Below are 20605 nucleotides of genomic sequence, written 5' to 3' on the forward strand. Positions count from 1 at the left end.
ATTGCAGGACTCGGTCTAGACAGCGCGGCGTGACACGAAACTGAACTCCCCTGTCGTCGAATGTTCAGAAAAGCGGCGTGCAACCTGAACTGTTGCGCTCAAGCCGCGAAGGGGCCAATCGCGCAGGCATGGACAACAGCTTCGAAGCCATTCGCACCGAAATAGACCGCTGCCTCGAAAAGGCGGCGTCGGACCGGCAATCGCCCATGCACACGCCGGTGGTCGCGACCGCCGATGCCGATGCGCGGGTCATGGTGCTGCGCGATTGGGATGCGGAAAGCCGCACACTACGGTTCCACACAGATGTTCGCGCTCCTAAGGTGACGGTGATCGAACATGATCCGCGCATCGCGGTGCTGGCTTACGACAAGGAGGCCAAGCTGCAGCTCCGAATGCGCGGAACGGGTCGGATCGAGCGTGAGGGGCCCATCGCCGATGCGGCGTGGCAATCGGCCGATAATTTCGCACGGCGTTGCTATCTGGGGGAAGGGCCCGGCGCAGTGGCCGACGATCCGACCTCGGGCCTGCCACCGGAATTTGAAGGGGTCGAGCCGAGCGATGCCGAGCTCATCCCGGCGCGCAAAAACTTCGCGGTGCTGTTGGTCGAAGTCGAGGCCTTCGACTGGTTCCATCTCGCGCATACCGGGCATCGCCGGGCGCTGTTCGATGGGAAGGGCGCGCGCTGGCTCTCGCCCTAGGCAAATGGCGGGCAGCAAGGCCGCCCGCCATCCCCTGCGCTTTACGCTGCGGTGACCTTGCGGGCCTTTTCGTGCGCCGCGGTCATGGCTTCGGCAGCCGCTTCCTCGCTGATCTTCAGGCCTTCGGCGATCACGAACTCGGGATTGTCGATACCGATGAAGCCGAGCGCGCTGGTAAGATAGCGTTCGGCGTGTTCGACACTGCGCTGCGCGCTGTCTTCGCCGTAAAGCCCGCCGCGAGCGATCGCGACGATCACGCGCTTGCTGCCCATCAGACCTTCGGCAGCGCCGGTTTCGGTATAGCGGAAGGTCTCGCCGGCAACGAGGATGCGGTCGATCCAGGTCTTGAGCTGGCTGGGGATGGTGAAATTGTACATCGGCGCGCCGATCACGACGGTGTCGGCGTTCTTAAACTGGGCCAATGCTTCAAGCGAATCCTCTTCGCCGAACGCCGGCAGGGTCAGGTGGGCGAACGGCTCGGCGACGAGGTCGCGATAGGTCACTTCTGCATCGGGCACGGCGTCTTTCAGCTGGCTGACAATGGCTGCGGTGAGGTCGCGGCTGGCCGATGCATCGCCGGAAATCGAACTGTCGATATGGAGGATTTTCATGGGGTCGTCCTTTGTGGGTCACGATTGTTGACCAAGGCCATATATGTGACCACATTGGCCCGGCAAGAACGCAAAACTCACTGACCAGGTCACACCGATATGACTACCCCGAACCATCCGCACGCCGATCCCGGTTGCCGCGCCGTCAGCGAAGTGCTGAGCCGGGTGGGCGACAAATGGACCGTGCTGATCGTCAAAGCCCTGCAAGCCGCGCCCGAGGAAGGGCGCCGTTTCAACGAGCTCAAGCGCGATATCGGCGGGATTTCCCAGCAAATGCTGACCCGCAGCCTGCGCGCGCTCGAGCGCGACGGGATGGTTGCGCGCACCGTCCATCCGACGGTCCCGCCGCAGGTCGAATACCGGCTGACGGATCTCGGCCAGTCGCTCGCGGTGCCTGTCCTCGCGCTGTCCGACTGGACCTTTGAAAACCTGGCCCGGATCCATGCCAATCGCGCGGCTTACGATCGGGTCCAGGAGGAAGCCGCCTAGCCCCCGAAAAAGCGAAACCCGGCGACTGCCAGTGCAGCGCCGGGTTCCGGATTCATACACAGTCTGGCTTACGCCGCCTGCTTGATTTCGCGCAGGGTCACATTGAAGGTGATGTCCTCGCCTGCGAGCGGGTGGTTGGCATCGGCCTTGACCGACTGGTCGCCCACTTCGGTGATCGTCAGCATCATCGGCTGGCCGTCCTGCGCCTGGGCCTGCAGCTGCATGCCGGGCTGGGGAGCGGGTTCGGGCGGAAGATTGGCGCGCGGCAGGTCGATCACCAGCTCAGGATTGTGCGGGCCATAGGCCTTTTCGCTGGGGATCGTGATTGTCTTCTCGGCGCCGACTTCCATGCCGGCAAGCCCTTCTTCGAGCGCGGGCATCACTTCGCCACCGCCCAGTGTCAGGTCCTGCGGCCCGCTTTCGGCGGTGTTGGCGACGACAGTGCCGTCGCTCTTCTTGACGGTGTAGTCGATGGTGACGGTGTCGCCGGTCTTGGCAGTGCTCATAACAATCCTCTGGAATTTCGTGTGTGCGGCGCGGACACGCGCCGTCCGGACATGCGCCCGCGAACCGGGCGCCTCGCAACCCATGTGGGAACCGGGGCGGGATGAGTCAAACAAAGTCCCCGACAGGTGTCTGGCGCGACACACGCGAAGGCCTGCAAAGTGCCGTCCGATGGACCACCGAAGCCGGGGTTTTGCAAAACTCTACGATCCTGCGCGATCCACGCAATTCCGCGGCCTAGCGCGCGATCGGGGGAGCAGAAGTGTAACCTTCCGTCGCGACAACGACGAGACGGGGAGGGTGAGCGTATCATGCCGCCGGATTACATGCCGACCGGCGTGTAGGACAGCGACGATCCGCGCCGCCGTGAGGCGAGCACAGTTGATTTGCCCGCTATCGAACCGTGCGTTTCTCGATGTCGCGCAAACTTGATTCTCTCGGCGGGCGGTATAGAATTCACTTGTTTTTCAAAGCCCGCCGTTCGCCGAGCGGACGCTCGACCAAAGTGAGGAGCGATCATGCTAATCGAAATGTTCCTGTCTTCTGCTGCCATGTTGCTGCCAAACCTACTTGCTCCCGACCCCGGCGCCGACCCCGATTGGGTCTATGGCGATGGCGAATTGCCGGAGAAATGGTCGATCGACAACGACAGCTACGCGGTTTGCGATACGGGGCAAATGCAGTCGCCGATCGTCCTGTCCGACACCAATGCGCGCGCCTCGATCGCGTTCGCAGCATCCTATGGCGAGGCAGATGGCAAGCTGAAGCGTGGGCGCGGCAAGGTTCAGGTCGATGTCGATTCCGGTATGGGAATGGTTAGCGGCGACACGCTGTTCAGCCTTTTGCAGATGCACTTCCATACCCCGGCCGAGCATATGCTGCATGGAGAGCGCTATCCGCTGGTCGTTCATCTGGTTCACGGCTCACGCGACGGTGAATTCGCCGTCCTCGGCGTCATGTTCGAGGAAGGCGATGCCAATCCGGCGATTGCTGCGATCCTCGACGCCCTCGAAAGCGAGGGGAAAGAGGTAATGCTCGACATCGCATCGCTCGTGCCCGAACGGCCCGATCTCTATCGCTATATGGGGTCGCTCACGACGCCGCCTTGCACGGAAGGCGTCAATTGGCATGTTGCAGACGAGGTGCTCGAGGCGAGCGAAGAACAGATCGCGGCGATGGCGCGCATCCTGGGCGCCAGCAACCGGTCGCTCCAGCCGCTTAACAATCGGTTGATCATCGGGCCGGAGGACTGACCTGTTTTCCGAAAAGGGCGGGCATGGTGCCTGCCCTTTGGTATTGCAATGATGAGGTGACGCGCCGTCATGCGCGTTTCCTCTCACATGTTCATTCGGGGGCCACGTCGCTCTCTACCCCGAACCTGTCGAAGGGCTTCGTCTATTGTTGCGGGGACTCCTGGATTAGCGTCGCGCGAAGCGGGTGAAGCCCTGGTCCTCGACCGCGCGCCGTTCGATCCGCTCGACCCGCGCGCGGGGAGGGCCGTCCTCCATCGCCGCGATCATGCGCTCGACCGCTTCGCGCTCGCCTTCGACCTGCGCCTCGACCGTCCCGTCGGGCAGGTTGCGCACCCAGCCACACACGCCCAGCGAGCGCGCGGTCTCGACCGTCCAGTCGCGGTAGAACACACCCTGCACGCGGCCGTAGATGATAAGGTGACGGGCGGTCATTATGGCAACCTAGCGCAACACCGAGCGTTTTGCATGTCGAGCGAGCCGTACCCTTCGTGCGGCACTGGAACGCGGTCAGTGCATCAGTGCGGGCGTCGCCTCCTGTTCAAGCGAGCGAGCCGCCGTCGCACCGGCCTGGGTGCGGAAGTTCCCTGCCTGATCGGCGAGCTCGGTCACTTCGGACGCTAGCTGGCGCGATGCTGCCGAGGTTTCTTCGACCATCGCTGCGTTTTGCTGCGTCGAATTGTCCATATCGCTCACGGCCGTGACGATTTCGGAAATGGCGGAAGCCTGGGCCTGATTGTCTGCCGCCATCGTGTCGAGCAACTCGTTCACGTTGCCCACGCTCGCCGAAATCTGTTCGAGCGCGGCATCGACGCGTTTGACGCTGCCGACCGCATTGCCGACTTCTTCCTGCGTCGTGGTAAGCTGTTCGCGCGCCGATCCCGCTTCTTCTTCGGCCCGCATGGCGAGCGCGGAGACCAGGTCGGCGACCACTGCAAATCCGCGCCCGGCCTCGCCTGCGCGGCCTGCTTCGACCGCCGCGTTCATCGCGAGTACGCGGGTCTGGAATGCGATCTTGTCTAGCCCTTCGATCACCGTGTCGATACCCTCGGCACTTTCCTGGACCCGGCCCATCGCCTGCATCGCCTGTTCGGCGAGAGAGCGCCCGTCGTGCACGATGCCATTGGCTTCATTGGCGCTCTGTGCGGTGTCCTTGGCAGCGGTGGCCCCGCGCGAGATCCGGTCGTTCATCTGCGTGAGCGCTGCTGAAGTCTGTTCGAGGCTGGCGGCATTGGCTTCCGTACGGCGGGCCAGCGATTCGGAGCTTTGCGCAATCTCGCTGGAGCTCGTGCGGATCGAATCTGTGCCACTGGCCACGCTTTCGATCAGAGTGCGCAGCGACTGGACAGCATCGTTATAATTGGTCTTCAGGCTGGCATAGGCCGGAGGATAGTCGGCGGTCACCTCGACCATCAGATCGCCATCGGCCAATGCGGAGAGGCCCTCGGCCAACGTATCGGTGACCATCTTCTGCTCGCGTGCAGTGATCGCGGCGGCGGCCCGTTCCTTTTCCAGTACCGCGTTCAGGAAGGCGTCGATCGCACGAGCCATGTCTCCGATCTCGTCCTTCTGTTCGAGGTGTGGCAGTTCGCCGTCTCCCGACTTGGCGAGGTCCCGAACCACGCTCGACAGGTTCGTGATGGGACGGACGACCTTGCGGGTGACGATGAAGATCGACACGGCGATCGCAATCACTGCCAGAATGGCGAGCACGACCACGACGGTCAGCGAGGTCGCGTTGTCCTGCAATGCCTCCTCGGTGACGGAGCTGGCGATGTCGATCTGCATTTCGGAAAGTTCGGTGATCGTATCCGACAGCGGATCGATGGTCTGGAACAGCTCGCGCTGGACGAAACGCTCCAGCGCTGCGGTGTTGCCCGAATCGAGAATGCCTTCCAGCCGCAGGATCGCCGCATCGGCGGTCGACATCTGCGCTTCGGCCTGCCGCGACAGCCGCTCTTCCTCGCCATCGATGCTGGTGGCGCGATAGGCCTTCCATGCTTCTTCGATAGCGGCGGTGCCTTCGCGCATGTTGTCGGCCGCTTCGCCATAACCGACATTGCCGTTCGTCGCCTTGACCGCGTTGTCGACGATCAGCACCGCATAGGTATCGGAGACAGTTTTGAGGTTCTGGAGCGGCTGAACGCGGTCCACCAGGATGGTCGAAAGCGCCGTCTCATTGGTGCGGACGGTGTGATAAAACGCACCGGCGAGCGCCAGCAGGGCTGCGCTCAAAATGGCAAGGCAGGCGAAAAGCTTGTGCTTGAGGGTCATCCGGAAGTCTCTTCTCACATTGCAGGACGGGGGCGCTAAGTCCCCATTCTAGACAATATGAGCCCGTTCCGAACCGGCGGGCGCGTTTTCTATTTCATCGGTTGAAGTTCGCGGGCGCAGACAGCGAGAAGAGGCTGGCAACGGGCGGTCATGGGCCCAATGTTTTGCAGGCGTCCAAGTCGCTCTACCCGCGCAGACGGTGAGCCGAAGACGTGCAGAGCACAAACCAGTCAATCCAGGTTATTAAACCCTACATCCTCCGCCAGATCGCGCCACTCCGGATTGCCGTCTTCGACCAGCCGACGTTTCCAGTCACGTTCCCACTTCTTCAGCCGCTTCTCGCGCTGGATCGCCGTTTCCATCGTCGCATGAACTTCGAACCACACGAGTGTTTTGACGTCGTGGCGTTGGGAGAACCCTTCGAAGGTACCGCTACGATGCTGATGAATCCGACCCGGAAGATCAGACGTAACACCGATATACGAAGTGCCGTTGCGCTTCGAGGCGAGGATATAGACGCAAGGCGTACGTTCGAACGGCATGGGCAGGTGCTAAACCAACTCTCGCCCTCCCGTCATCCCCGCGCAGGCGGGGATCCAGAGCAAGTGAGCACCAGGCCAGACTGGATACCCGCCTGCGCGGGGATGACGACCCTATCGAAACGTCATCCCGGCCGCTGAGCGATATGGAAGACGTGGCTACCTCAATAGTCGCTACCTAGTCAGCTTTTTATAACTCACCCGCGACGGCCGATCCGCAGCATCGCCAAGACGGCGGCGCTTGTCTTCCTCGTACGCCTCGAAGTTGCCCTCGAACCACTCGACGTGGCTGTTGCCCTCGAACGCGAGGATATGCGTCGCAAGGCGGTCGAGGAAGAAACGGTCATGCGAGATAACCACGGCGCAGCCGGCGAAATTTTCGATCGCTTCTTCCAGCGCGCCGAGGGTCTCGACGTCGAGATCGTTGGTCGGTTCGTCGAGCAGGAGGACGTTGCCGCCCTGCTTGAGCATCTTGGCCATGTGCACGCGGTTGCGTTCGCCGCCCGAAAGCTTGCCGACATTCTTCTGCTGGTCGGGGCCCTTGAAGTTGAACGCGCCGACATAGGCGCGGGTGCTCACGTCCTGGCCGTTGACCTTCATGTAATCGAGCCCGTCGGAGATTTCCTCCCACACGTTGTTTTTCGGGTCGAGGTCGCCGCGGCTCTGGTCGACATAGCCGAGGTGGACGGTGCTGCCGATGTCCACGCTGCCGGTATCGGGCTCTTCCTTGCCGGTGAGGATCTTGAACAGCGTGGATTTGCCCGCGCCGTTGGGGCCGATCACGCCGACGATGCCGCCCGGGGGCAGCATGAAGGAGAGGTCTTCGAACAACAGCTTGTCGCCATAGGCCTTCGAGATGTTGTTGACCTCGATCACCTTGCCGCCGAGCCGTTCGGGCACCTGGATCACGATCTGGGCCTTGCCGATCTGGCGCTTGTCCTGCGCGTTCTGCAGTTCCTCGAACTTGCGGATACGCGCCTTGCTCTTGGTCTGGCGCGCGCTGGGCGTCTGCCGGATCCATTCGAGTTCGCGCTGCAGCGCTTTCTGCTTGCCCGATTCCTCGCGGCTTTCCTGCTCGAGGCGCTTGGCCTTCTTCTCGAGATAGGTCGAGTAATTGCCCTCGTACGGATAGTAGGAGCCGCGATCGAGCTCGAGGATCCAGCCCACGACATTGTCGAGGAAGTAGCGGTCATGGGTGATCATCAGCACCGCACCGGCATATTCCTTGAGGTGGTTTTCGAGCCAGTCGACGCTTTCGGCATCGAGGTGGTTGGTCGGCTCGTCGAGCAGCAGGATGTCGGGCTTCTGGATCAGCAGGCGGGTGAGCGCGACGCGGCGCTTTTCACCGCCCGAGAGGCTTTCCACGCCCATGTCGCCCGGCGGGCAACGCAGCGCTTCCATCGCGATTTCGAGCTGGTTGTCGAGCGTCCAGCCATCGACCGCGTCGATCTCGGCCTGGAGCTCGGCCATTTCCTCGCCCAGCTTGTCGAAATCGGCATCGGGCTCGGCCATCTCGGCGGAGATCGCATTGAACCGATCGACCTTGTCGGCCGTTTCGCGCGCGCCGTCCTTGACGTTTTCGAGCACGGTCTTGCTCTCGTCGAGCTCGGGCTCCTGCTCCAGATAGCCGACCGAGATGTTCTCGCCCGGCCAGGCTTCGCCGGTGAAATCCTTGTCGATCCCGGCCATGATCTTGATCAGGGTCGATTTGCCCGCGCCGTTGGGGCCGACGATGCCGATCTTGGCGCCCTGGTAGAATTGCAGGTTGATGTTGCTGAGCACCGGCTTGTTGGCGCCGGGGAAGGTTTTGGTCATGTCTTTCATGACGAAGGCGTATTGTGCGGACATGGCGAACGGTCCCTTTGGGATTCGATGGGGGAAATTGTTGCGCGCCAGATAGGCGCTGGGCGCGGTTTCGGCAACCGCGCGCTTGGCAAGCGGGGAGGCGCGCGATAGCAGTGCGCGCCATGAACAAAACGCTCCTAGCGCTGGCCGCGCTCTCGCTTTCCGTTTCCACCACCGCACTGGCGCAGGGCGCCGGCGATGCGCTGGCCGATCGTGCCGATCACGCGCTGGAGAATGACGGGATCGCGTGGGATTTCGTCGAGGGGATCACCACCGAGGTCGGTCCGCGCCAGGCGGGCACCGAGGCCGAGCAGCGCGGGCGCGATTGGGCGGTGGCGTGGCTCAATGCGCGCGGCTTCGAGAATGTCGCCGACGAGCCGTACCAGATGGAAACCTGGATCCCCGGCGATACCCGCTCGGCAGAGATCGTTTCGCCGTTCGCGCAGCCGCTGACGGTCGATCCGCTGGGGACGTCCGCTTCGACCGGGCCCGACGGCATCACCGCCGAAGTCGTCTATTTCCCGACCGTGGCCGATCTGATGGCGGCACCCGACGGAAGCCTGGCGGGCAAGATCGCCTTCGTCTCGCACTCGATGACGCCGACGCAGGACGGCTCGCAATATGGCTTTGCCGGTCCGGCGCGCTGGGTCGGGGCTGGGATCGCCGCGAGCAAGGGCGCGGTGGCCACCGTGATCAAATCGGTCGGCACCGACAATCACCGCACCCCGCATACCGGCGGCACCAGCTTCCCCGAAGGCGTCGCGCCGACCCCGGCGGGTGCGCTGTCGGTGCCCGATGCCGAGAATCTTGAACGCATGTTCGCGCGCACAGCCGAAGACGGCCGCCCGATCATGATGAAGCTCACGCTCACGCCCGAATGGCTGGGCACGACCACCAGCGGCAATGTGGTGGGCGAGATCGTCGGACGCGATCCCTCGCTGGCGCCGGTGCTGGTCGCCTGCCACCTCGACAGCTGGTGGAGCGGGACGGGCGCAATCGACGATGGGGCAGGGTGCGGCATCGTCGCCGCAGCGGCGCTGAACGTCGAAGCTGCGGGCCAGCCGCTCCGCACGATCCGCGTCCTGTTCGCCGGCGCCGAGGAAGTCGGCCTCTATGGTTCGGAAGCCTATAGCGAAGCGCATATCGACGAGCCGATCGCGGTCGGTCTCGAAAGCGATTTCGGGGCGGACAGGATCTGGCAGTTCCAGAGCAACTTCCGCGAGAGCAACCCGGAATTGCACGGCAAGATCGCTGCCGCGGTGGCGCGATTCGGCGTCTCGACATCGACCGCGGTTGCCAGCGGCGGGGCAGATATCAACATCGCGCGAGACCAGGGCACCGCGATCATCGATCTGCAGCAGGACGGCACGCGTTATTTCGATTTGCACCACACGCCCGACGATACTCTCGATAAAATCGACCCGGCGCAATTGCGTCAGAACGTTGCCGTGTGGACGCAAGTGGTTGGAATTCTTGCCAATGAGCCGGGCCCGATAAAGCCGCGCACCGGCGACTGAAAAAACTCCGGATTCGACTAACTCCTAAGAGTGATTTAACCATTCGCGACTAGGGGTATTAGTCGGACGACCGGGGTAGACAATGACCGAGAAGATTCTCGCACTGGCGAATCCGATGCTTTGCACGGTATTCGCCCTTGCGTTCTTCATTCTTTGGTGGCGCGAGCGCAGCGTAAAGTGGATCGCCATCATTGCAGCGACGTACTTTACGCGTGCCATCGGGTTCTTCGTTTTTCACTTCACCGGCGACCCCAATGGTGTCGGTTCGATCGTGATGATGCACCTGTTCTACTCGGCCAGCGCTATCACTGTCGTCTGGGGCGTTTGCGAACGCAACGGACAGAAAGCCGATCTCGGCATCTACACGCTGATCGCTGCGGGCGGTATGGCGATGATGATCGCAGCGAGCTATGGCGTGGAATACAACGCCCGACTGTACGCCGCCAACGCCAGCTACGGCCTGATCCTTGCGCTCGGCACGCAAACGGCTGCGCGCAAGGTCGAAAAAGACTTCCTCGACAAGACGATCCTGTTCCTGCTCGGCATGGGGGCTTTCCAGTTCTTCTTCCGCCCGCTGATGGCGATCATGGTCGAAGGCGCGATGACGGCCGAGCAATATCGCGAGACACCGTTCTATGCGGTGATGGTCGTATGGCTGGCGCTGGCCTCGTTGCTGATGGCGATGGCTTTTCTGATTGCAGCCCTGACCGACCAGATGAAGACCGTGCGCGAAAATTCCGAACGCGACGCGCTGACCGGGCTGAAAATGCGCGGCCCGTTCGAACAGGCGGCGGTGGCGATGCTCTACAAGGCCAAGGAAGAAGGCGTGCCGGTGAGCGTGATTGTCGCCGATATCGACCACTTCAAGCAGGTCAACGACATATGGGGGCACCAGGTCGGTGACAATGCGATCGCAAGTTTCGGTAAGCTGCTGCAAGGTGCGATCCGGCCGACCGACATCGTCGGGCGTATCGGCGGCGAGGAATTCTGCCTGCTGGTGTGGAACTGCCCGATCGATCCGACAAAGAGCCTGGCCGAGCGCATCCGTGCCCGTTTCGCCGATCTCAGGATTACCGGCATTTCCGACGATGTTCGCATCAGCGCGAGCTTCGGCGTCGCTGGCTGGGATCGCAAGGAAGGTTACGGCAAGCTCTTCGCCCGGGCCGACGCGGCGCTTTACGCGGCCAAGAAAAGCGGACGGAACCGGGTGGTCAGCGAGGGCTGGGACGCGGACGAGGACACCGAGGTAGCTCTCGGCGAACAGGAGCGAAAGATTGCCTCCTTCCGCCAGCTCGAATCCGGGCCCGAAAGCGAGCCGCAGGGGCCGCGCGCGGCAAGCGCCTGAATTATCAAGCCGACAAAACTTGTGTTCGATACGGGCAAGGGCCATGGCCACGCCATGCTTGTTGCCGATCCCCTGTTCGATACCGTCCTGCGCAGCCTGATCCTGGCCGCCATCGCACTGAGCTGGGTTACGGTGCTGATCCGGATCACCGGGCTTCGATCGCTTTCGAAAATGACCAGTTTCGACTTCGTGATGACGATCGCTCTCGGCAGCCTCGTCGCCACGGGTGCGATGGTCACGAAATGGCTCGATTTTCTCCAGGCCCTGATCGCCATGGCGGCGCTGTTTCTCGCCCAGTTTACTGCCTCGCGCCTGCGCAAGTCGTCGGAAATGGTAGAAACCGCGATCCAGAACGAACCGATCCTGCTGATGAAAGACGGCGAATTCCGGCGCGATGCCATGGACACCACACGAGTCACCGAAAGCGATATCATTGCCAAGCTGCGCGAGGCTAATGTGCTCGATTTTTCCGAAGTCCGCGCCGTGGTGCTCGAAACCACCGGCGACGTTTCCGTGCTCCATGGCGATGCGCTCGACGACGCGCTGCTCGAAGGTGTTCGCAACACCGACTAGGATCGGCGCGCAGTCCAAATGGTCGGGGAGACAGGATTCGAACCTGCGACCCTCTGCTCCCAAAGCAGATGCGCTACCAGGCTGCGCTACTCCCCGACACTTGTGTGGCCTCGAAACATGGCCGGTCGTCCTGGCGGTGGTGGGCCCGGCAGGACTCGAACCCGCGACCAAGCCGTTATGAGCGGCCAGCTCTAACCAACTGAGCTACAGGCCCTCCGCCGAGCGGGGCGGTTACCCCGTGCGGTCTCACTATTCAAGCGCCTGTGTCAGACGGCTGCTATTCGAGCTCCACCGCAGCCATGATTTCCTCTATCCCGGTGGGGCGCACATTGCGAGCCTTGAGGTGATCGAACACCGCGCGCCACCAGTCATAGAACGCATCCAGATCCGTACTGTCGCGCACATAAGGCGTATTGCCCGGCACCAGCGAAGGGCTGTGAAAAGCCAGGTTGAGGATCGGCACATCCTGACGGAGCGCGATGTCGATACCGCGCAATGCTTCTTGCACCGTGGTGCCCTCGGGTGTCAGCGGTATCCGTTCGAGCAGTCCCAACCGGGCCGCGAGGCCTGGAAGCCTTGGCACTTTCTCGATCCTGCGGAAGCCCGATGCCCCGCTCCTGGCAAACACGCCGGCAAACACGGTGGTGAGCGGGATTTCCATCACCCTGTGGTCTCGGTCGAGCCAGAACGGGTTCGGGTCGACCATGCCGAAATCGGGTCCGCCCGCGGCGCTGTAATCGTGATAGGCTCGCACCGAGCTATCGATCGCGATGCCCTGTTCCGCGAGCAGCGACGCGGTGTCCTCACCCAAGCCATAGCGGCCCGCGCGATAGATCAGTGCATCGGTATCGAAACTGTCGCGCACCTTGCGCGTGAGGGTCGCGATCTTGTCGCGTTCGAGTGCGGGCGGGAGATTGCCCGGGAAGCTGTTGGACTGGTTGACCTCTTCGCGATGGGGCGGCGTCACCCAGGGATGCAGCTGGAGCCCGAGATCCGCCTTGCCGGCCTTGAAAGCCTTGCCGAGAATGTCCTGTGCGATCCGTGAATTGGCGACCGGAAAGTCGATCAGGTAGCAGGGGCGCACCTCGACGGCTTCGCAGAACCGCTGGAATTTGCGCAACCGCGCGACCGATTCGACCGAGACGTTCTCACGCGCGAGCGGCTGCGACCAGTCGAATTCCTCTTCCACGTCGACAGTGACGAGGAAGCGCGGGCCGAAGCCTTCGCGAAAGCGAACCGGTGTCAGGTGCTCCGTTCGCAATTCCAGTCATCCCCTTGCTGCAGACCGTTCGCTGCCGGGCTTACCACCCACGCCTTTAACAACCAGACCGTCAAATTTGACGGGCGGCCCGAACCTCAGGCGGCATCCTTTGAATCGCGATTGGATGCGGCGCTTTCGTCTTCTTGGTCAGTGTCTTCGCTATTGCCGGTGGTGCCCTGGGTCAACAGCGGCAGGCTGAGCACGAGCTCGTCGGTGTCGCGCACCAGGTCGCCCCGCGCCGCGCGGGCTTCGGCGCGCGCCAGGCGAAGCGCGAAGCCACTGCCGAACATTCCTGCGGTGATCGCGTTCTGTCCGCTCGCGAGCCCCCCTTCGAACAGCTTCTGGTCTTCCCTCTCAACCAGGCGGCGGGGCAGGGTCGATGAAAACTGTGCCATGTCGCCTTGCACGGTGAGGCGCAGCGACAGGTATTCGCCCGGTGCGGTTTCGCCTGCCAGCGTGCCGAGGATACGCCACAGCAAGCGGTCGCCGTCGCTTTGGCTCAGGGCGATCGGTACTGGCGGTTCGTGCAGTTTGGCCTTGAATCCACTCACGCGCGGCTGGGTGTAGGTGGCCAGCTGGTCGAGAGTGCGGCTGACGGTAAGGGAAAGGTCGCACCCTGTACCGACAAGGTCGATTTCCTCGCCGGTCAGGCGGGCGAAGCGATCCAGCTCCTCGAAGCCGGCCATCATTGCCGCGCTGTCGGCGGCGATGGTTGCGGCATAGGAGCGGTAATTGTGCGGCACATCTCCGAAGATCTGCTGTTGGATCGATTCGGCAAACCCCTGGATCGCGTTTACCGGCGTGCGCAGTTCGTGCAGCAGCTGGCGCAATTTTTCCGCGCGCTTGGCGGCATGGGTGACGACCCGGCCCGGACGGCGCAGGCGACCGCGGAAATGGAGGAAGCGTCCGCCTTCGGGATCGAACACCGGCATCGCGTCGAGCTGCCACTTGCCCTCGATCGCGGCGGCACCGGGCATGGTCAACGGTTCGTCGACGATCGGGAGGCGGCGGCGCACCGCGCGCCCAATCCGCTCTCCTGCTCCCGACAGCGAAAAGCCCACCACCATCGGCGCGACGGCACGGGTAGCCTCTGCAATGCGTCCACTGCGATCGGTGGTGAATTCGATCGCGGTGATGCGCGTCTCCTCGGACTGGCGTTCGTCGAGCGGCAGGCGCGGCGCTTGCGGCGCACCGGGCGCTTGAGCGGCGCTGTCGCGCGTCTTGCGGAACCGCTCGATCCGACGCACGAGGTCGCCGATCTTCTGGGCCGGATCGGACGCGGTGGGCGCGAGTGGAATTGCGGTCACGGTATCGTCATCGGGGCTAGCTTCCGCCGGGACGTCGTCGTCCGCCTCGGACGGCGAAGCAGCATCTTCGATCAGCGCCTGGTAGGGATCGACCAGGTCGAGCGATTGGTCTTCGTGCGGAGCGGCATCGACCGGTGGCGGCGTATCGGATGCAGGCTCCCGCGCCGGGTCAACAGGCGGCGTTGGCTCGGGTGCTTCCTGATCGAAAGCAGCATCGATCGCATCATCATCGTCGCGCAATCCCAGCGCGCTGCGCGAGATGAAGGGCGGCGGTGCGATATCGGGCTCCGGCCTGATGCGAGGATGCAGCAGAACGGGCGCCGGGGCGTTCTGCTCTGCTTCGGCCTCGTTTATGGGCGACGGCGTAGGCGTGCTCCCGACGTCACGAGGCGGCGAGTTGGGATCGGCTTCCACTCCGATTCGCGCGAGGCGCTGGCACAGTTCAGGGGCGAGATCCTCGCGACCCTTGAGATAACCACGCACCTTGGGCGGCAGCGTCGGGATCAGCTCGAACCACTCATCGCTCGCGAGCTTCGCCTGACGCATAGCCGGGCGCGCAATCTCGGGTTCGTGCAAAGCGAGTATGCCCAGAAGGCGCAGCGACTCTATGCGCAGATCCGACTGAGCGATGATCCGGGCGCGCTGGTCCAACGGCAGATCGCGACTCAACTCGCCGAGTAGGCGAAAGGCTTCGTCGCGCTGGGCCTTTTCGATATCGGCGGCGCGCTTCTGCGCGAGAATATCGAGCAATTGCCGGTATTGAGTACGACGCCCGGCATCGCTGCGCAGCGGCGTGCGCATGACGGTGTCGAGGCGGTCGTCGAAATGCATGGAAAGAGTGCGGTATCCTAAACGCTATCTTTGGGGCGGAATCCACGCCCTTTGCGCCGTCTCTGGCATGCCAAGGGTTATCACGAGGTTTCGCTTCTGCGCAGATTGCTTTTCCTACGTTGCAGTGCGGGACATTAACCACAAGCGCCGATAATATTATTGCTGGAAAATCTGACACCACGCGTTTATGTGTCGCGCGCGAGCAATAGGGGAAATCGTGCATGACCAAGCCGGTCACCAACCTCGATCCGATCGATCGCCAGCTTTTGTCCGAATTGCAGGATAACGGCCGGATTACCAATGTCTCCCTGGCCGACAAGGTCGGACTGACGGCACCGCCGTGCCTGCGGCGCGTGCGTGCGCTGGAAAATGCGGGTGTCATTCGCGGTTATCACGCCGATCTCGACCCCGGCACGCTGGGTTACGGCATCATGGTGTTCGCCATGGTGAGCCTGAAGAGCCAGGCCGAGGACGCGCTGAAAGCGTTCGAAGATCACGTAAGCGCGCTGGCCGAAGTGCGCGAATGCCACATGCTCAATGGCGAGATCGACTATATCCTGAAAGTCGTGAGCGAAGACCTGCAGACCTTCCAGACCTTCCTCACCAGCCACCTCGTCAACGCCCCCAATGTGGCGAGCGTGAAGACCAGCCTGACGATCCGCACGACGAAGCACGAACCGGGCGTTCCTCTGGATTGATGCGCGGCCCCGTAGCCACGGTGCGCTATCGCACCGGGTGCCTGTCGTTTCTGACCGTGTTCATCTTCCCGGTCGTCATCCTGCTCGCGGTGGCGGCGTTTCGCCCATCGCTTGTCGATCATCTGTCGGAAGCCAGAAGAGGGGGCTGGATCGCGTGGACGAAAGAGCTCGCGATCGGGGACTTCAACATTCCGTTCGCAGTGATTGCCGTATGGATGTTCTACGAGCTGTGGCGCATGATCCTACGATTGCGCGATCCGCGGATGATCGTCAGCGACGACCGCAGCATCCATTTCCATCCCACCGAACGGCGCAAACCCGTTCGCTGGGAGGATATCCGCGAGATCAGGCACGACGATTCCGCCCTGAAGTCCGATCTCTATTTCGACGTGGACGACCGGCCCGGCTTCAGGCTGCGGAACTGCGACGATTACGAGGCGGAAAAGTTCGTCGAAGCGGCGATGGGAAATCACCGCAGCGCCGAGCCAAGTCCGGATTAAGGGGCCATCCTCTCCGCTCGGCTCAGCGAAACGGAGAGGAATGACCGATCACCCCTCGCGCTCTTTCAGCCATTCCTCGAGCCATTTGATCGAGTAGTCGCCGCTCAGCACGTCGGGCTGTTGCAGCAGTTCCTCGTGCAGCGGGACCGAGTGATTGACGCCTTCGATCACCATTTCCTCGAGTGCGCGCTTCAGGCGCATGATGCACTTTTCGCGGCTGCGGCCGTAGACGATCAGTTTGGCGATCATGCTGTCGTAATAGGGCGGGATCGAATAGCCGGCATAGAGCCCGCTATCGACACGCACATGCATGCCGCCGGCCGGGTGGTAATGCGTGACCTTGCCGGGCGAGGGGGCGAAGGTGAACGGATCCTCGGCATTGATCCGGCATTCGATCGCGTGGCCCTTGAACTCGATCTGGTCTTGCGTGCAGGACAGGTCCTTGCCATCGGCGATGCGGATCTGCTCGCGCACCAGGTCCATGCCGGTGATCGCTTCGGTCACCGGGTGTTCGACCTGCAGGCGGGTGTTCATCTCGATGAAGTAGAACTCGCCGTTTTCCCACAGGAATTCGATTGTGCCCGCGCCGCGATAGGCCATGTCGCGCATCGCCTTGGAGCAGACTTCGCCCATCTGTGCGCGCTCTTCGTCCGAAATGACCGGCGAGGGCGCTTCCTCGAGCACTTTCTGGTGGCGCCGCTGGAGCGAACAGTCGCGCTCACCCAGATGGATCGCACCGCCGCGTCCGTCGCCGAACACCTGGAATTCGATGTGGCGCGGATTGCCGAGATATTTCTCGATATAGACCGTCGCATCGCCGAACGCGGCTTTCGCTTCGCTGCCGGCCTGCTTCATCAACGTTTCGAGCTTGTCCTCGGCCTCGCACACTTTCATCCCCCGGCCACCGCCGCCGCTGGCGGCCTTGATGATCACGGGATAGCCGATCTCGGCGGCGATTTTCTTCGCTTCCTCGACATCGGAAACCGCGCCGTCCGATCCGGGGACCAGCGGCAAGCCCAGCGCGCCCGCGGTTTTCTTCGCCTGGACCTTGTCGCCCATCGTGCGGATATGCTCGGGCTTGGGCCCGATCCAGACGATATCGTGCGCTTCGACGATCTCGGCGAACTTGGCATTCTCGGACAGGAAACCGTAGCCCGGATGGATCGCATCCGCCCCGGCGATCTCGGCTGCCGAGATGATGTTGGCCACGTTGAGGTAGCTGTCGGTCGCAGGCGGCGGGCCGATGCACACCGCATGATCGGCCAGGCGCACATGCATCGCGTCGGCATCCGCGGTCGAATGCACGGCGACCGTCTCGATCCCCATTTCGTGGGCAGCACGGTGGATGCGCAGCGCGATTTCGCCGCGATTGGCGATCAGGATGCGGGAAATGGCCATGGCTTACTCGACGACGACGAGCGGCTGGTCGAATTCGACCGGCTGCGCGTTTTCGACCAGCAATTGCTTGACCGTGCCCGAAGCGGGCGCGGTGATCGGGTTCATCACCTTCATCGCCTCGACGATCAGCAGCGTGTCTCCGGCCTCGACCTTGTCGCCGACCTTGACGAAATCGGGCGCACCGGGCTCGGGCGCCATGTAGACGGTGCCGACCATCGGCGATTTGACCGCATTGGCGGGCGCGCCGGCGGCCTCGGCAGGCGCATCGCCCGGCGCTCCTGCGGGGGCGGCGGCCGGAGCCGGGGCGGGCGCGGGGGCCGCCGGGGCGGGCTGGGCGTAATGTACGGGCGCTGCGACCGTGCCGCCGCGCGAAACCTTGATCTTGCGTTCGCCGTCCTCGACCTCGATTTCGGTGAGGCCGGTTTCACCCAGCAGCTCGGCGAGTTCGCGTACGAGCTTGCTGTCGATGTTCATGCCGCTCTGTTTTGAAGAAGCCATGAAGTCCCTGTTATCCATTGCTGTAAGCCGCGCGCTATGCGCGCCAAGCGCGCGGCTGGCAAGGGGGCGAGCGGTGAGGCGTGTCAGCTTTCCGCTACGGCATCCAGCGCATCGACATAGGATTGCGCGCCTTTTCCGCAGAACGAGGCCGTCGCGGCCATGCCGACATAGGAACGATGGCGGAATTCCTCGCGCGTCGAGGGATCGGACAGGTGCACTTCATAGACTGGCGTAACGATCGCCCGGATCGCATCGTGCAGCGCGATCGAGGTGTGGGTGTAACCGCCCGCATTGAGCAGCACGGCCTTCGCGCCTTCGGCCTGCGCCTCGTGCAGCCAGTCGATCAGATGACCTTCGTGATTGGACTGGTGCAAGTCGATCTCCAGCCCATGCTCCCGCGCCCGGTCGTCGAGCAGACCGGCAATATCGTCGAGCGTGTCGGAGCCGTAGATTTCGGGCTCACGCAGGCCGAGGAGGTTCAGATTGGGTCCGTTGAGGACGTAAACGAGGTTGGTCATGCGGACGCCCTAGCCGCTTTCGTCATTCCCGCGAAGGCGGGAATGACGGGGAGTAACTACCGCTCCACGCCCTTGACCTTTCCCCACTGGCGGGCCGCGGTGTAGCCGAGATAGCCGGTGCCGAAGAGCGCGTAGAGCTCGTCGGGCAGGCCGCGCAGATAGGCGGTGATGCCGTTGCCGATATCTACGGCGATCTGCGCGTTGAACGCGCTCAACACGCCCATTGGCAGCGCGAACAGGATCAGTGTGTACATCACATAGAGGAAGCTCGGGCGGGCACGGCTGGTCCAAGGGTCGCGCGACGCGGCTTCGGTCACGATCGCTTCGAGCCGCGCGCGGATGAGGTCCATCTCCTGCGTGCCTTCGAGCTTGAGCAACTCCAGCTTGGCGCGTTCGCGCGCCTCCTTGTCGGGGATGACCTTGTCGATGATGCTCGCGATCGGTCCGATCAGTGTTTCGAGAATGCCCATGTGCCGCTCCTGCAAAGTTGGAGCACATTCAGATAACCATATAGGTTCTTGTAGGAAAGCGGAATTATTCTAGATGACGCCGTAGGCGAGCATCGCATCGGCAACCTTGCGAAATCCGGCGATATTCGCGCCGCGCGCGTAATCGACCGCGCCGTCTTCCCCGGTCTCGCCTGCATGCTCGACGCACTTGTCGTGAATGTCTTCCATCAATGCGACGAGCTTGTCGTCGAGCGTGTCGCTGTCCCAGCTCACGCGCTCGGCGTTCTGGCTCATTTCGAGGCCGGACACCGCGACCCCGCCGGCATTCGCGGCCTTGGCCGGCGCGAAGATGATGCCGGCCTCGCGAAATGCGTCGGCGGCTTCGGTGGTCGACGGCATGTTAGCGCCTTCGCAGACGGCGAGCACGTCGTTGTCGAGCAGCGCCTTGGCGTCGTCCTCGTCGAGTTCGTTCTGGGTCGCGCAGGGCAGGGCGAGATCGGACTCGACCGCCCAAGGGGCTTTGCCTTCGTGGAATTCGGCGCGCGAATATTCATCGGCATATTCGCTGATCCGACCGCGCCGTTCGAGTTTGAGGTCATAAATCCAGTCGAGCTTGTCATTGTCGAATCCGTCGGGATCGTGGACGAAACCGTCCGAATCCGAGAGGGTGACGACCTTCGCGCCGCAATCGACCAGCTTGCGCGCGGCATGCAGCGCCACATTACCCGAGCCCGAGACGATCGCGGTTTTGCCGTCGATTTTCTCGCCCGCTTCCTTCAGCGCCGCGCGTAGGAAATAGACCGCGCCATAGCCGGTTGCCTCGGGGCGCATCTGCGAGCCGCCATATTCGAGCGCCTTGCCGGTGAGCGCGCCTTCCCAGCGGCCCGTCAGGCGTTTGTACTGGCCGAACAGATAGCCGATTTCGCGGCTTCCGACGCCCATGTCGCCCGCCGGAACGTCGGTGTTCGGGCCGATATGGCGATAGAGCTCGGTCATGAAGCTCTGGCAAAACCGCATGATTTCCGCGTCGGATTTGCCCTTGGGGTTGAAGTTCGATCCGCCCTTGCCGCCGCCCATCGGCAGACCGGTCAGCGAATTCTTGAAGGTCTGTTCGAAAGCGAGGAATTTGAGCACGCTTTCGTTCACGCTCTCATCGAACCGCAGGCCGCCCTTGTAGGGGCCGATCGCATTGTTGTTCTGCACCCGCCAGCCGCGTTCGACGCGGATATTGTGATCGTCGTCTTCCCAGCAAACGCGGAACGAGACGATCCGGTCGGGCTCGGCGATGCGGCGGAGGATCTCGGCCTCGTGATAGCGCGGCTTGTCTTCGATCCAGCCCCAGATGTCCTGCGCCACGTCATGAACCGCCTGGACGAATTCGTCCTGGCCGGGATTGCGCTGGCGCAGCCCCTCCATGAAAGTGTCGAGGCTGGGCATCTGGTCGGACATCGGCGGTTCCTTCGGCTGGGGGAGAGACCCATCAATGGCCGAACCGCGCCA

General features: G+C 62.9%; 21 protein-coding genes and 2 tRNA genes. 8 read left to right on the forward strand and 15 right to left on the reverse strand.

Features of this window, described 5'->3' with window-relative positions; genetic code table 11:
* Positions 1 to 128: 128 nt before the first annotated feature.
* Positions 129 to 698 (forward strand): pyridoxamine 5'-phosphate oxidase family protein, encoded by a 570-nt coding sequence (locus GRI68_RS02725; RefSeq protein ID WP_160615666.1) that lies wholly within the window; start codon positions 129 to 131, stop codon positions 696 to 698.
* 41 nt (positions 699 to 739) lie between these two features.
* Here the strand turns inward: GRI68_RS02725 and GRI68_RS02730 are convergent, their stop codons facing one another.
* Entirely contained in the window at positions 740 to 1309 is a 570-nt protein-coding gene (locus GRI68_RS02730) for an FMN-dependent NADH-azoreductase (protein WP_160615668.1), read from the reverse strand.
* Positions 1310 to 1408: 99 nt separating this feature from the next.
* Here GRI68_RS02730 and GRI68_RS02735 point away from each other — a divergent pair, with 99 nt between their 5' ends.
* On the forward strand, positions 1409 to 1798 hold the full coding sequence (locus GRI68_RS02735; RefSeq protein ID WP_160615670.1) for a winged helix-turn-helix transcriptional regulator: 390 nt from the start codon (positions 1409 to 1411) through the stop codon (positions 1796 to 1798).
* Positions 1799 to 1866: 68 nt separating this feature from the next.
* On the opposite strand, the gene GRI68_RS02740 is transcribed toward GRI68_RS02735, so the two are convergent.
* Complete coding sequence (locus tag GRI68_RS02740) at positions 1867 to 2304, reverse strand: FKBP-type peptidyl-prolyl cis-trans isomerase (RefSeq protein ID WP_160615672.1); 438 nt, start codon at positions 2302 to 2304, stop codon at positions 1867 to 1869.
* 516 nt (positions 2305 to 2820) lie between these two features.
* Here GRI68_RS02740 and GRI68_RS02745 point away from each other — a divergent pair.
* On the forward strand, positions 2821 to 3555 hold the full coding sequence (locus GRI68_RS02745) for a carbonic anhydrase (protein WP_234028696.1): 735 nt from the start codon (positions 2821 to 2823) through the stop codon (positions 3553 to 3555).
* A gap of 165 nt (positions 3556 to 3720) precedes the next feature.
* On the opposite strand, the gene GRI68_RS02750 is transcribed toward GRI68_RS02745, so the two are convergent.
* The 4 genes from GRI68_RS02750 to ettA form a co-directional block, all read right to left on the reverse strand.
* Entirely contained in the window at positions 3721 to 3987 is a 267-nt protein-coding gene (locus tag GRI68_RS02750) for an acylphosphatase (protein ID WP_160615674.1), read from the reverse strand.
* A gap of 75 nt (positions 3988 to 4062) precedes the next feature.
* Positions 4063 to 5826: a methyl-accepting chemotaxis protein gene (locus GRI68_RS02755; RefSeq protein WP_160615676.1), complete on the reverse strand. Its 1764-nt coding sequence runs from the start codon at positions 5824 to 5826 to the stop codon at positions 4063 to 4065.
* Positions 5827 to 6056: 230 nt separating this feature from the next.
* Positions 6057 to 6368, reverse strand: a complete 312-nt coding sequence (locus GRI68_RS02760) for a GIY-YIG nuclease family protein (RefSeq protein WP_160615678.1) — start codon at positions 6366 to 6368, stop codon at positions 6057 to 6059.
* A 171-nt stretch (positions 6369 to 6539) separates the two neighbouring features.
* Positions 6540 to 8213 (reverse strand): energy-dependent translational throttle protein EttA, encoded by a 1674-nt coding sequence (ettA, locus tag GRI68_RS02765; RefSeq protein WP_160615680.1) that lies wholly within the window; start codon positions 8211 to 8213, stop codon positions 6540 to 6542.
* 119 nt (positions 8214 to 8332) lie between these two features.
* Here ettA and GRI68_RS02770 point away from each other — a divergent pair, with 119 nt between their 5' ends.
* The 3 genes from GRI68_RS02770 (at position 8333) to GRI68_RS02780 (ending at position 11645) form a co-directional block, all read left to right on the forward strand.
* Entirely contained in the window at positions 8333 to 9727 is a 1395-nt protein-coding gene (locus GRI68_RS02770) for a M20/M25/M40 family metallo-hydrolase (protein ID WP_160615682.1), read from the forward strand.
* 82 nt (positions 9728 to 9809) lie between these two features.
* The gene (locus GRI68_RS02775; protein WP_160615684.1) at positions 9810 to 11072 is read left to right on the forward strand and encodes a GGDEF domain-containing protein; all 1263 of its coding nucleotides are present in this window, start codon (positions 9810 to 9812) and stop codon (positions 11070 to 11072) included.
* 21 nt (positions 11073 to 11093) lie between these two features.
* The gene (locus GRI68_RS02780; RefSeq protein ID WP_325063748.1) at positions 11094 to 11645 is read left to right on the forward strand and encodes a DUF421 domain-containing protein; all 552 of its coding nucleotides are present in this window, start codon (positions 11094 to 11096) and stop codon (positions 11643 to 11645) included.
* A gap of 19 nt (positions 11646 to 11664) precedes the next feature.
* On the opposite strand, the gene GRI68_RS02785 is transcribed toward GRI68_RS02780, so the two are convergent.
* From GRI68_RS02785 to GRI68_RS02800, 4 genes are all read right to left on the reverse strand, one after another.
* Positions 11665 to 11741, reverse strand: a tRNA-Pro gene (locus GRI68_RS02785).
* A gap of 41 nt (positions 11742 to 11782) precedes the next feature.
* Positions 11783 to 11859: transfer RNA gene (locus tag GRI68_RS02790), tRNA-Ile, on the reverse strand.
* A 63-nt stretch (positions 11860 to 11922) separates the two neighbouring features.
* Positions 11923 to 12906 (reverse strand): polysaccharide deacetylase family protein, encoded by a 984-nt coding sequence (locus GRI68_RS02795; RefSeq protein WP_234028697.1) that lies wholly within the window; start codon positions 12904 to 12906, stop codon positions 11923 to 11925.
* A gap of 95 nt (positions 12907 to 13001) precedes the next feature.
* Positions 13002 to 15044, reverse strand: coding sequence for a histidine kinase dimerization/phospho-acceptor domain-containing protein (locus GRI68_RS02800; RefSeq protein ID WP_160615686.1), 2043 nt, complete (start codon positions 15042 to 15044; stop codon positions 13002 to 13004).
* A gap of 221 nt (positions 15045 to 15265) precedes the next feature.
* On the opposite strand from GRI68_RS02800, the gene GRI68_RS02805 reads away from it, so the two are divergent.
* Both GRI68_RS02805 and GRI68_RS02810 read left to right on the forward strand, forming a co-directional pair.
* Positions 15266 to 15742: an Lrp/AsnC family transcriptional regulator gene (locus GRI68_RS02805; RefSeq protein ID WP_160615688.1), complete on the forward strand. Its 477-nt coding sequence runs from the start codon at positions 15266 to 15268 to the stop codon at positions 15740 to 15742.
* Complete coding sequence (locus tag GRI68_RS02810) at positions 15742 to 16242, forward strand: hypothetical protein (protein WP_160615690.1); 501 nt, start codon at positions 15742 to 15744, stop codon at positions 16240 to 16242. The genes GRI68_RS02805 and GRI68_RS02810 overlap by 1 nt, the downstream gene beginning before the upstream one ends.
* Positions 16243 to 16290: 48 nt before the next feature.
* On the opposite strand, the gene accC is transcribed toward GRI68_RS02810, so the two are convergent.
* From accC to gdhA, 5 genes are all read right to left on the reverse strand, one after another.
* Positions 16291 to 17640 carry an acetyl-CoA carboxylase biotin carboxylase subunit gene (gene accC, locus GRI68_RS02815; protein ID WP_160615692.1) on the reverse strand — a complete coding sequence of 450 codons (1350 nt, stop codon included), beginning with the start codon at positions 17638 to 17640 and terminating at the stop codon, positions 16291 to 16293.
* Between the two features lie 3 nt (positions 17641 to 17643).
* Positions 17644 to 18138: an acetyl-CoA carboxylase biotin carboxyl carrier protein gene (accB, locus tag GRI68_RS02820; protein WP_407643320.1), complete on the reverse strand. Its 495-nt coding sequence runs from the start codon at positions 18136 to 18138 to the stop codon at positions 17644 to 17646.
* An 83-nt stretch (positions 18139 to 18221) separates the two neighbouring features.
* Positions 18222 to 18656: a type II 3-dehydroquinate dehydratase gene (locus tag GRI68_RS02825; protein ID WP_160615694.1), complete on the reverse strand. Its 435-nt coding sequence runs from the start codon at positions 18654 to 18656 to the stop codon at positions 18222 to 18224.
* Positions 18657 to 18712: 56 nt separating this feature from the next.
* Positions 18713 to 19126, reverse strand: a complete 414-nt coding sequence (locus tag GRI68_RS02830) for a holin family protein (protein ID WP_160615696.1) — start codon at positions 19124 to 19126, stop codon at positions 18713 to 18715.
* Positions 19127 to 19195: 69 nt separating this feature from the next.
* Positions 19196 to 20554, reverse strand: coding sequence for an NADP-specific glutamate dehydrogenase (gdhA, locus tag GRI68_RS02835; protein WP_160615697.1), 1359 nt, complete (start codon positions 20552 to 20554; stop codon positions 19196 to 19198).
* Positions 20555 to 20605 lie beyond the last annotated feature (51 nt).

Source organism: Alteriqipengyuania halimionae (genome assembly GCF_009827575.1).
Taxonomy (GTDB): Bacteria; Pseudomonadota; Alphaproteobacteria; order Sphingomonadales; family Sphingomonadaceae; genus Alteriqipengyuania_A; species Alteriqipengyuania_A halimionae.

Excerpts from the sequence above, each read along its gene's own strand:
- GRI68_RS02745 (WP_234028696.1), top strand. The coding sequence starts at position 2,821 with ATGCTAATCGAAATGTTCCTGTCTTCTGCTGCCATGTTGCTGCCAAAC.
- GRI68_RS02775 (WP_160615684.1), top strand. The coding sequence starts at position 9,810 with ATGACCGAGAAGATTCTCGCACTGGCGAATCCGATGCTTTGCACGGTA.
- gdhA (WP_160615697.1), bottom strand. The coding sequence starts at position 20,554 with ATGTCCGACCAGATGCCCAGCCTCGACACTTTCATGGAGGGGCTGCGC.
- GRI68_RS02810 (WP_160615690.1), top strand. The coding sequence starts at position 15,742 with ATGCGCGGCCCCGTAGCCACGGTGCGCTATCGCACCGGGTGCCTGTCG.
- GRI68_RS02740 (WP_160615672.1), bottom strand. The coding sequence starts at position 2,304 with ATGAGCACTGCCAAGACCGGCGACACCGTCACCATCGACTACACCGTC.
- GRI68_RS02755 (WP_160615676.1), bottom strand. The coding sequence starts at position 5,826 with ATGACCCTCAAGCACAAGCTTTTCGCCTGCCTTGCCATTTTGAGCGCA.
- ettA (WP_160615680.1), bottom strand. The coding sequence starts at position 8,213 with ATGTCCGCACAATACGCCTTCGTCATGAAAGACATGACCAAAACCTTC.
- GRI68_RS02805 (WP_160615688.1), top strand. The coding sequence starts at position 15,266 with ATGACCAAGCCGGTCACCAACCTCGATCCGATCGATCGCCAGCTTTTG.
- GRI68_RS02770 (WP_160615682.1), top strand. The coding sequence starts at position 8,333 with ATGAACAAAACGCTCCTAGCGCTGGCCGCGCTCTCGCTTTCCGTTTCC.
- GRI68_RS02800 (WP_160615686.1), bottom strand. The coding sequence starts at position 15,044 with ATGCATTTCGACGACCGCCTCGACACCGTCATGCGCACGCCGCTGCGC.
- accC (WP_160615692.1), bottom strand. The coding sequence starts at position 17,640 with ATGGCCATTTCCCGCATCCTGATCGCCAATCGCGGCGAAATCGCGCTG.
- GRI68_RS02830 (WP_160615696.1), bottom strand. The coding sequence starts at position 19,126 with ATGGGCATTCTCGAAACACTGATCGGACCGATCGCGAGCATCATCGAC.
- GRI68_RS02725 (WP_160615666.1), top strand. The coding sequence starts at position 129 with ATGGACAACAGCTTCGAAGCCATTCGCACCGAAATAGACCGCTGCCTC.
- GRI68_RS02735 (WP_160615670.1), top strand. The coding sequence starts at position 1,409 with ATGACTACCCCGAACCATCCGCACGCCGATCCCGGTTGCCGCGCCGTC.
- accB (WP_407643320.1), bottom strand. The coding sequence starts at position 18,138 with ATGGCTTCTTCAAAACAGAGCGGCATGAACATCGACAGCAAGCTCGTA.
- GRI68_RS02750 (WP_160615674.1), bottom strand. The coding sequence starts at position 3,987 with ATGACCGCCCGTCACCTTATCATCTACGGCCGCGTGCAGGGTGTGTTC.
- GRI68_RS02760 (WP_160615678.1), bottom strand. The coding sequence starts at position 6,368 with ATGCCGTTCGAACGTACGCCTTGCGTCTATATCCTCGCCTCGAAGCGC.
- GRI68_RS02825 (WP_160615694.1), bottom strand. The coding sequence starts at position 18,656 with ATGACCAACCTCGTTTACGTCCTCAACGGACCCAATCTGAACCTCCTC.
- GRI68_RS02730 (WP_160615668.1), bottom strand. The coding sequence starts at position 1,309 with ATGAAAATCCTCCATATCGACAGTTCGATTTCCGGCGATGCATCGGCC.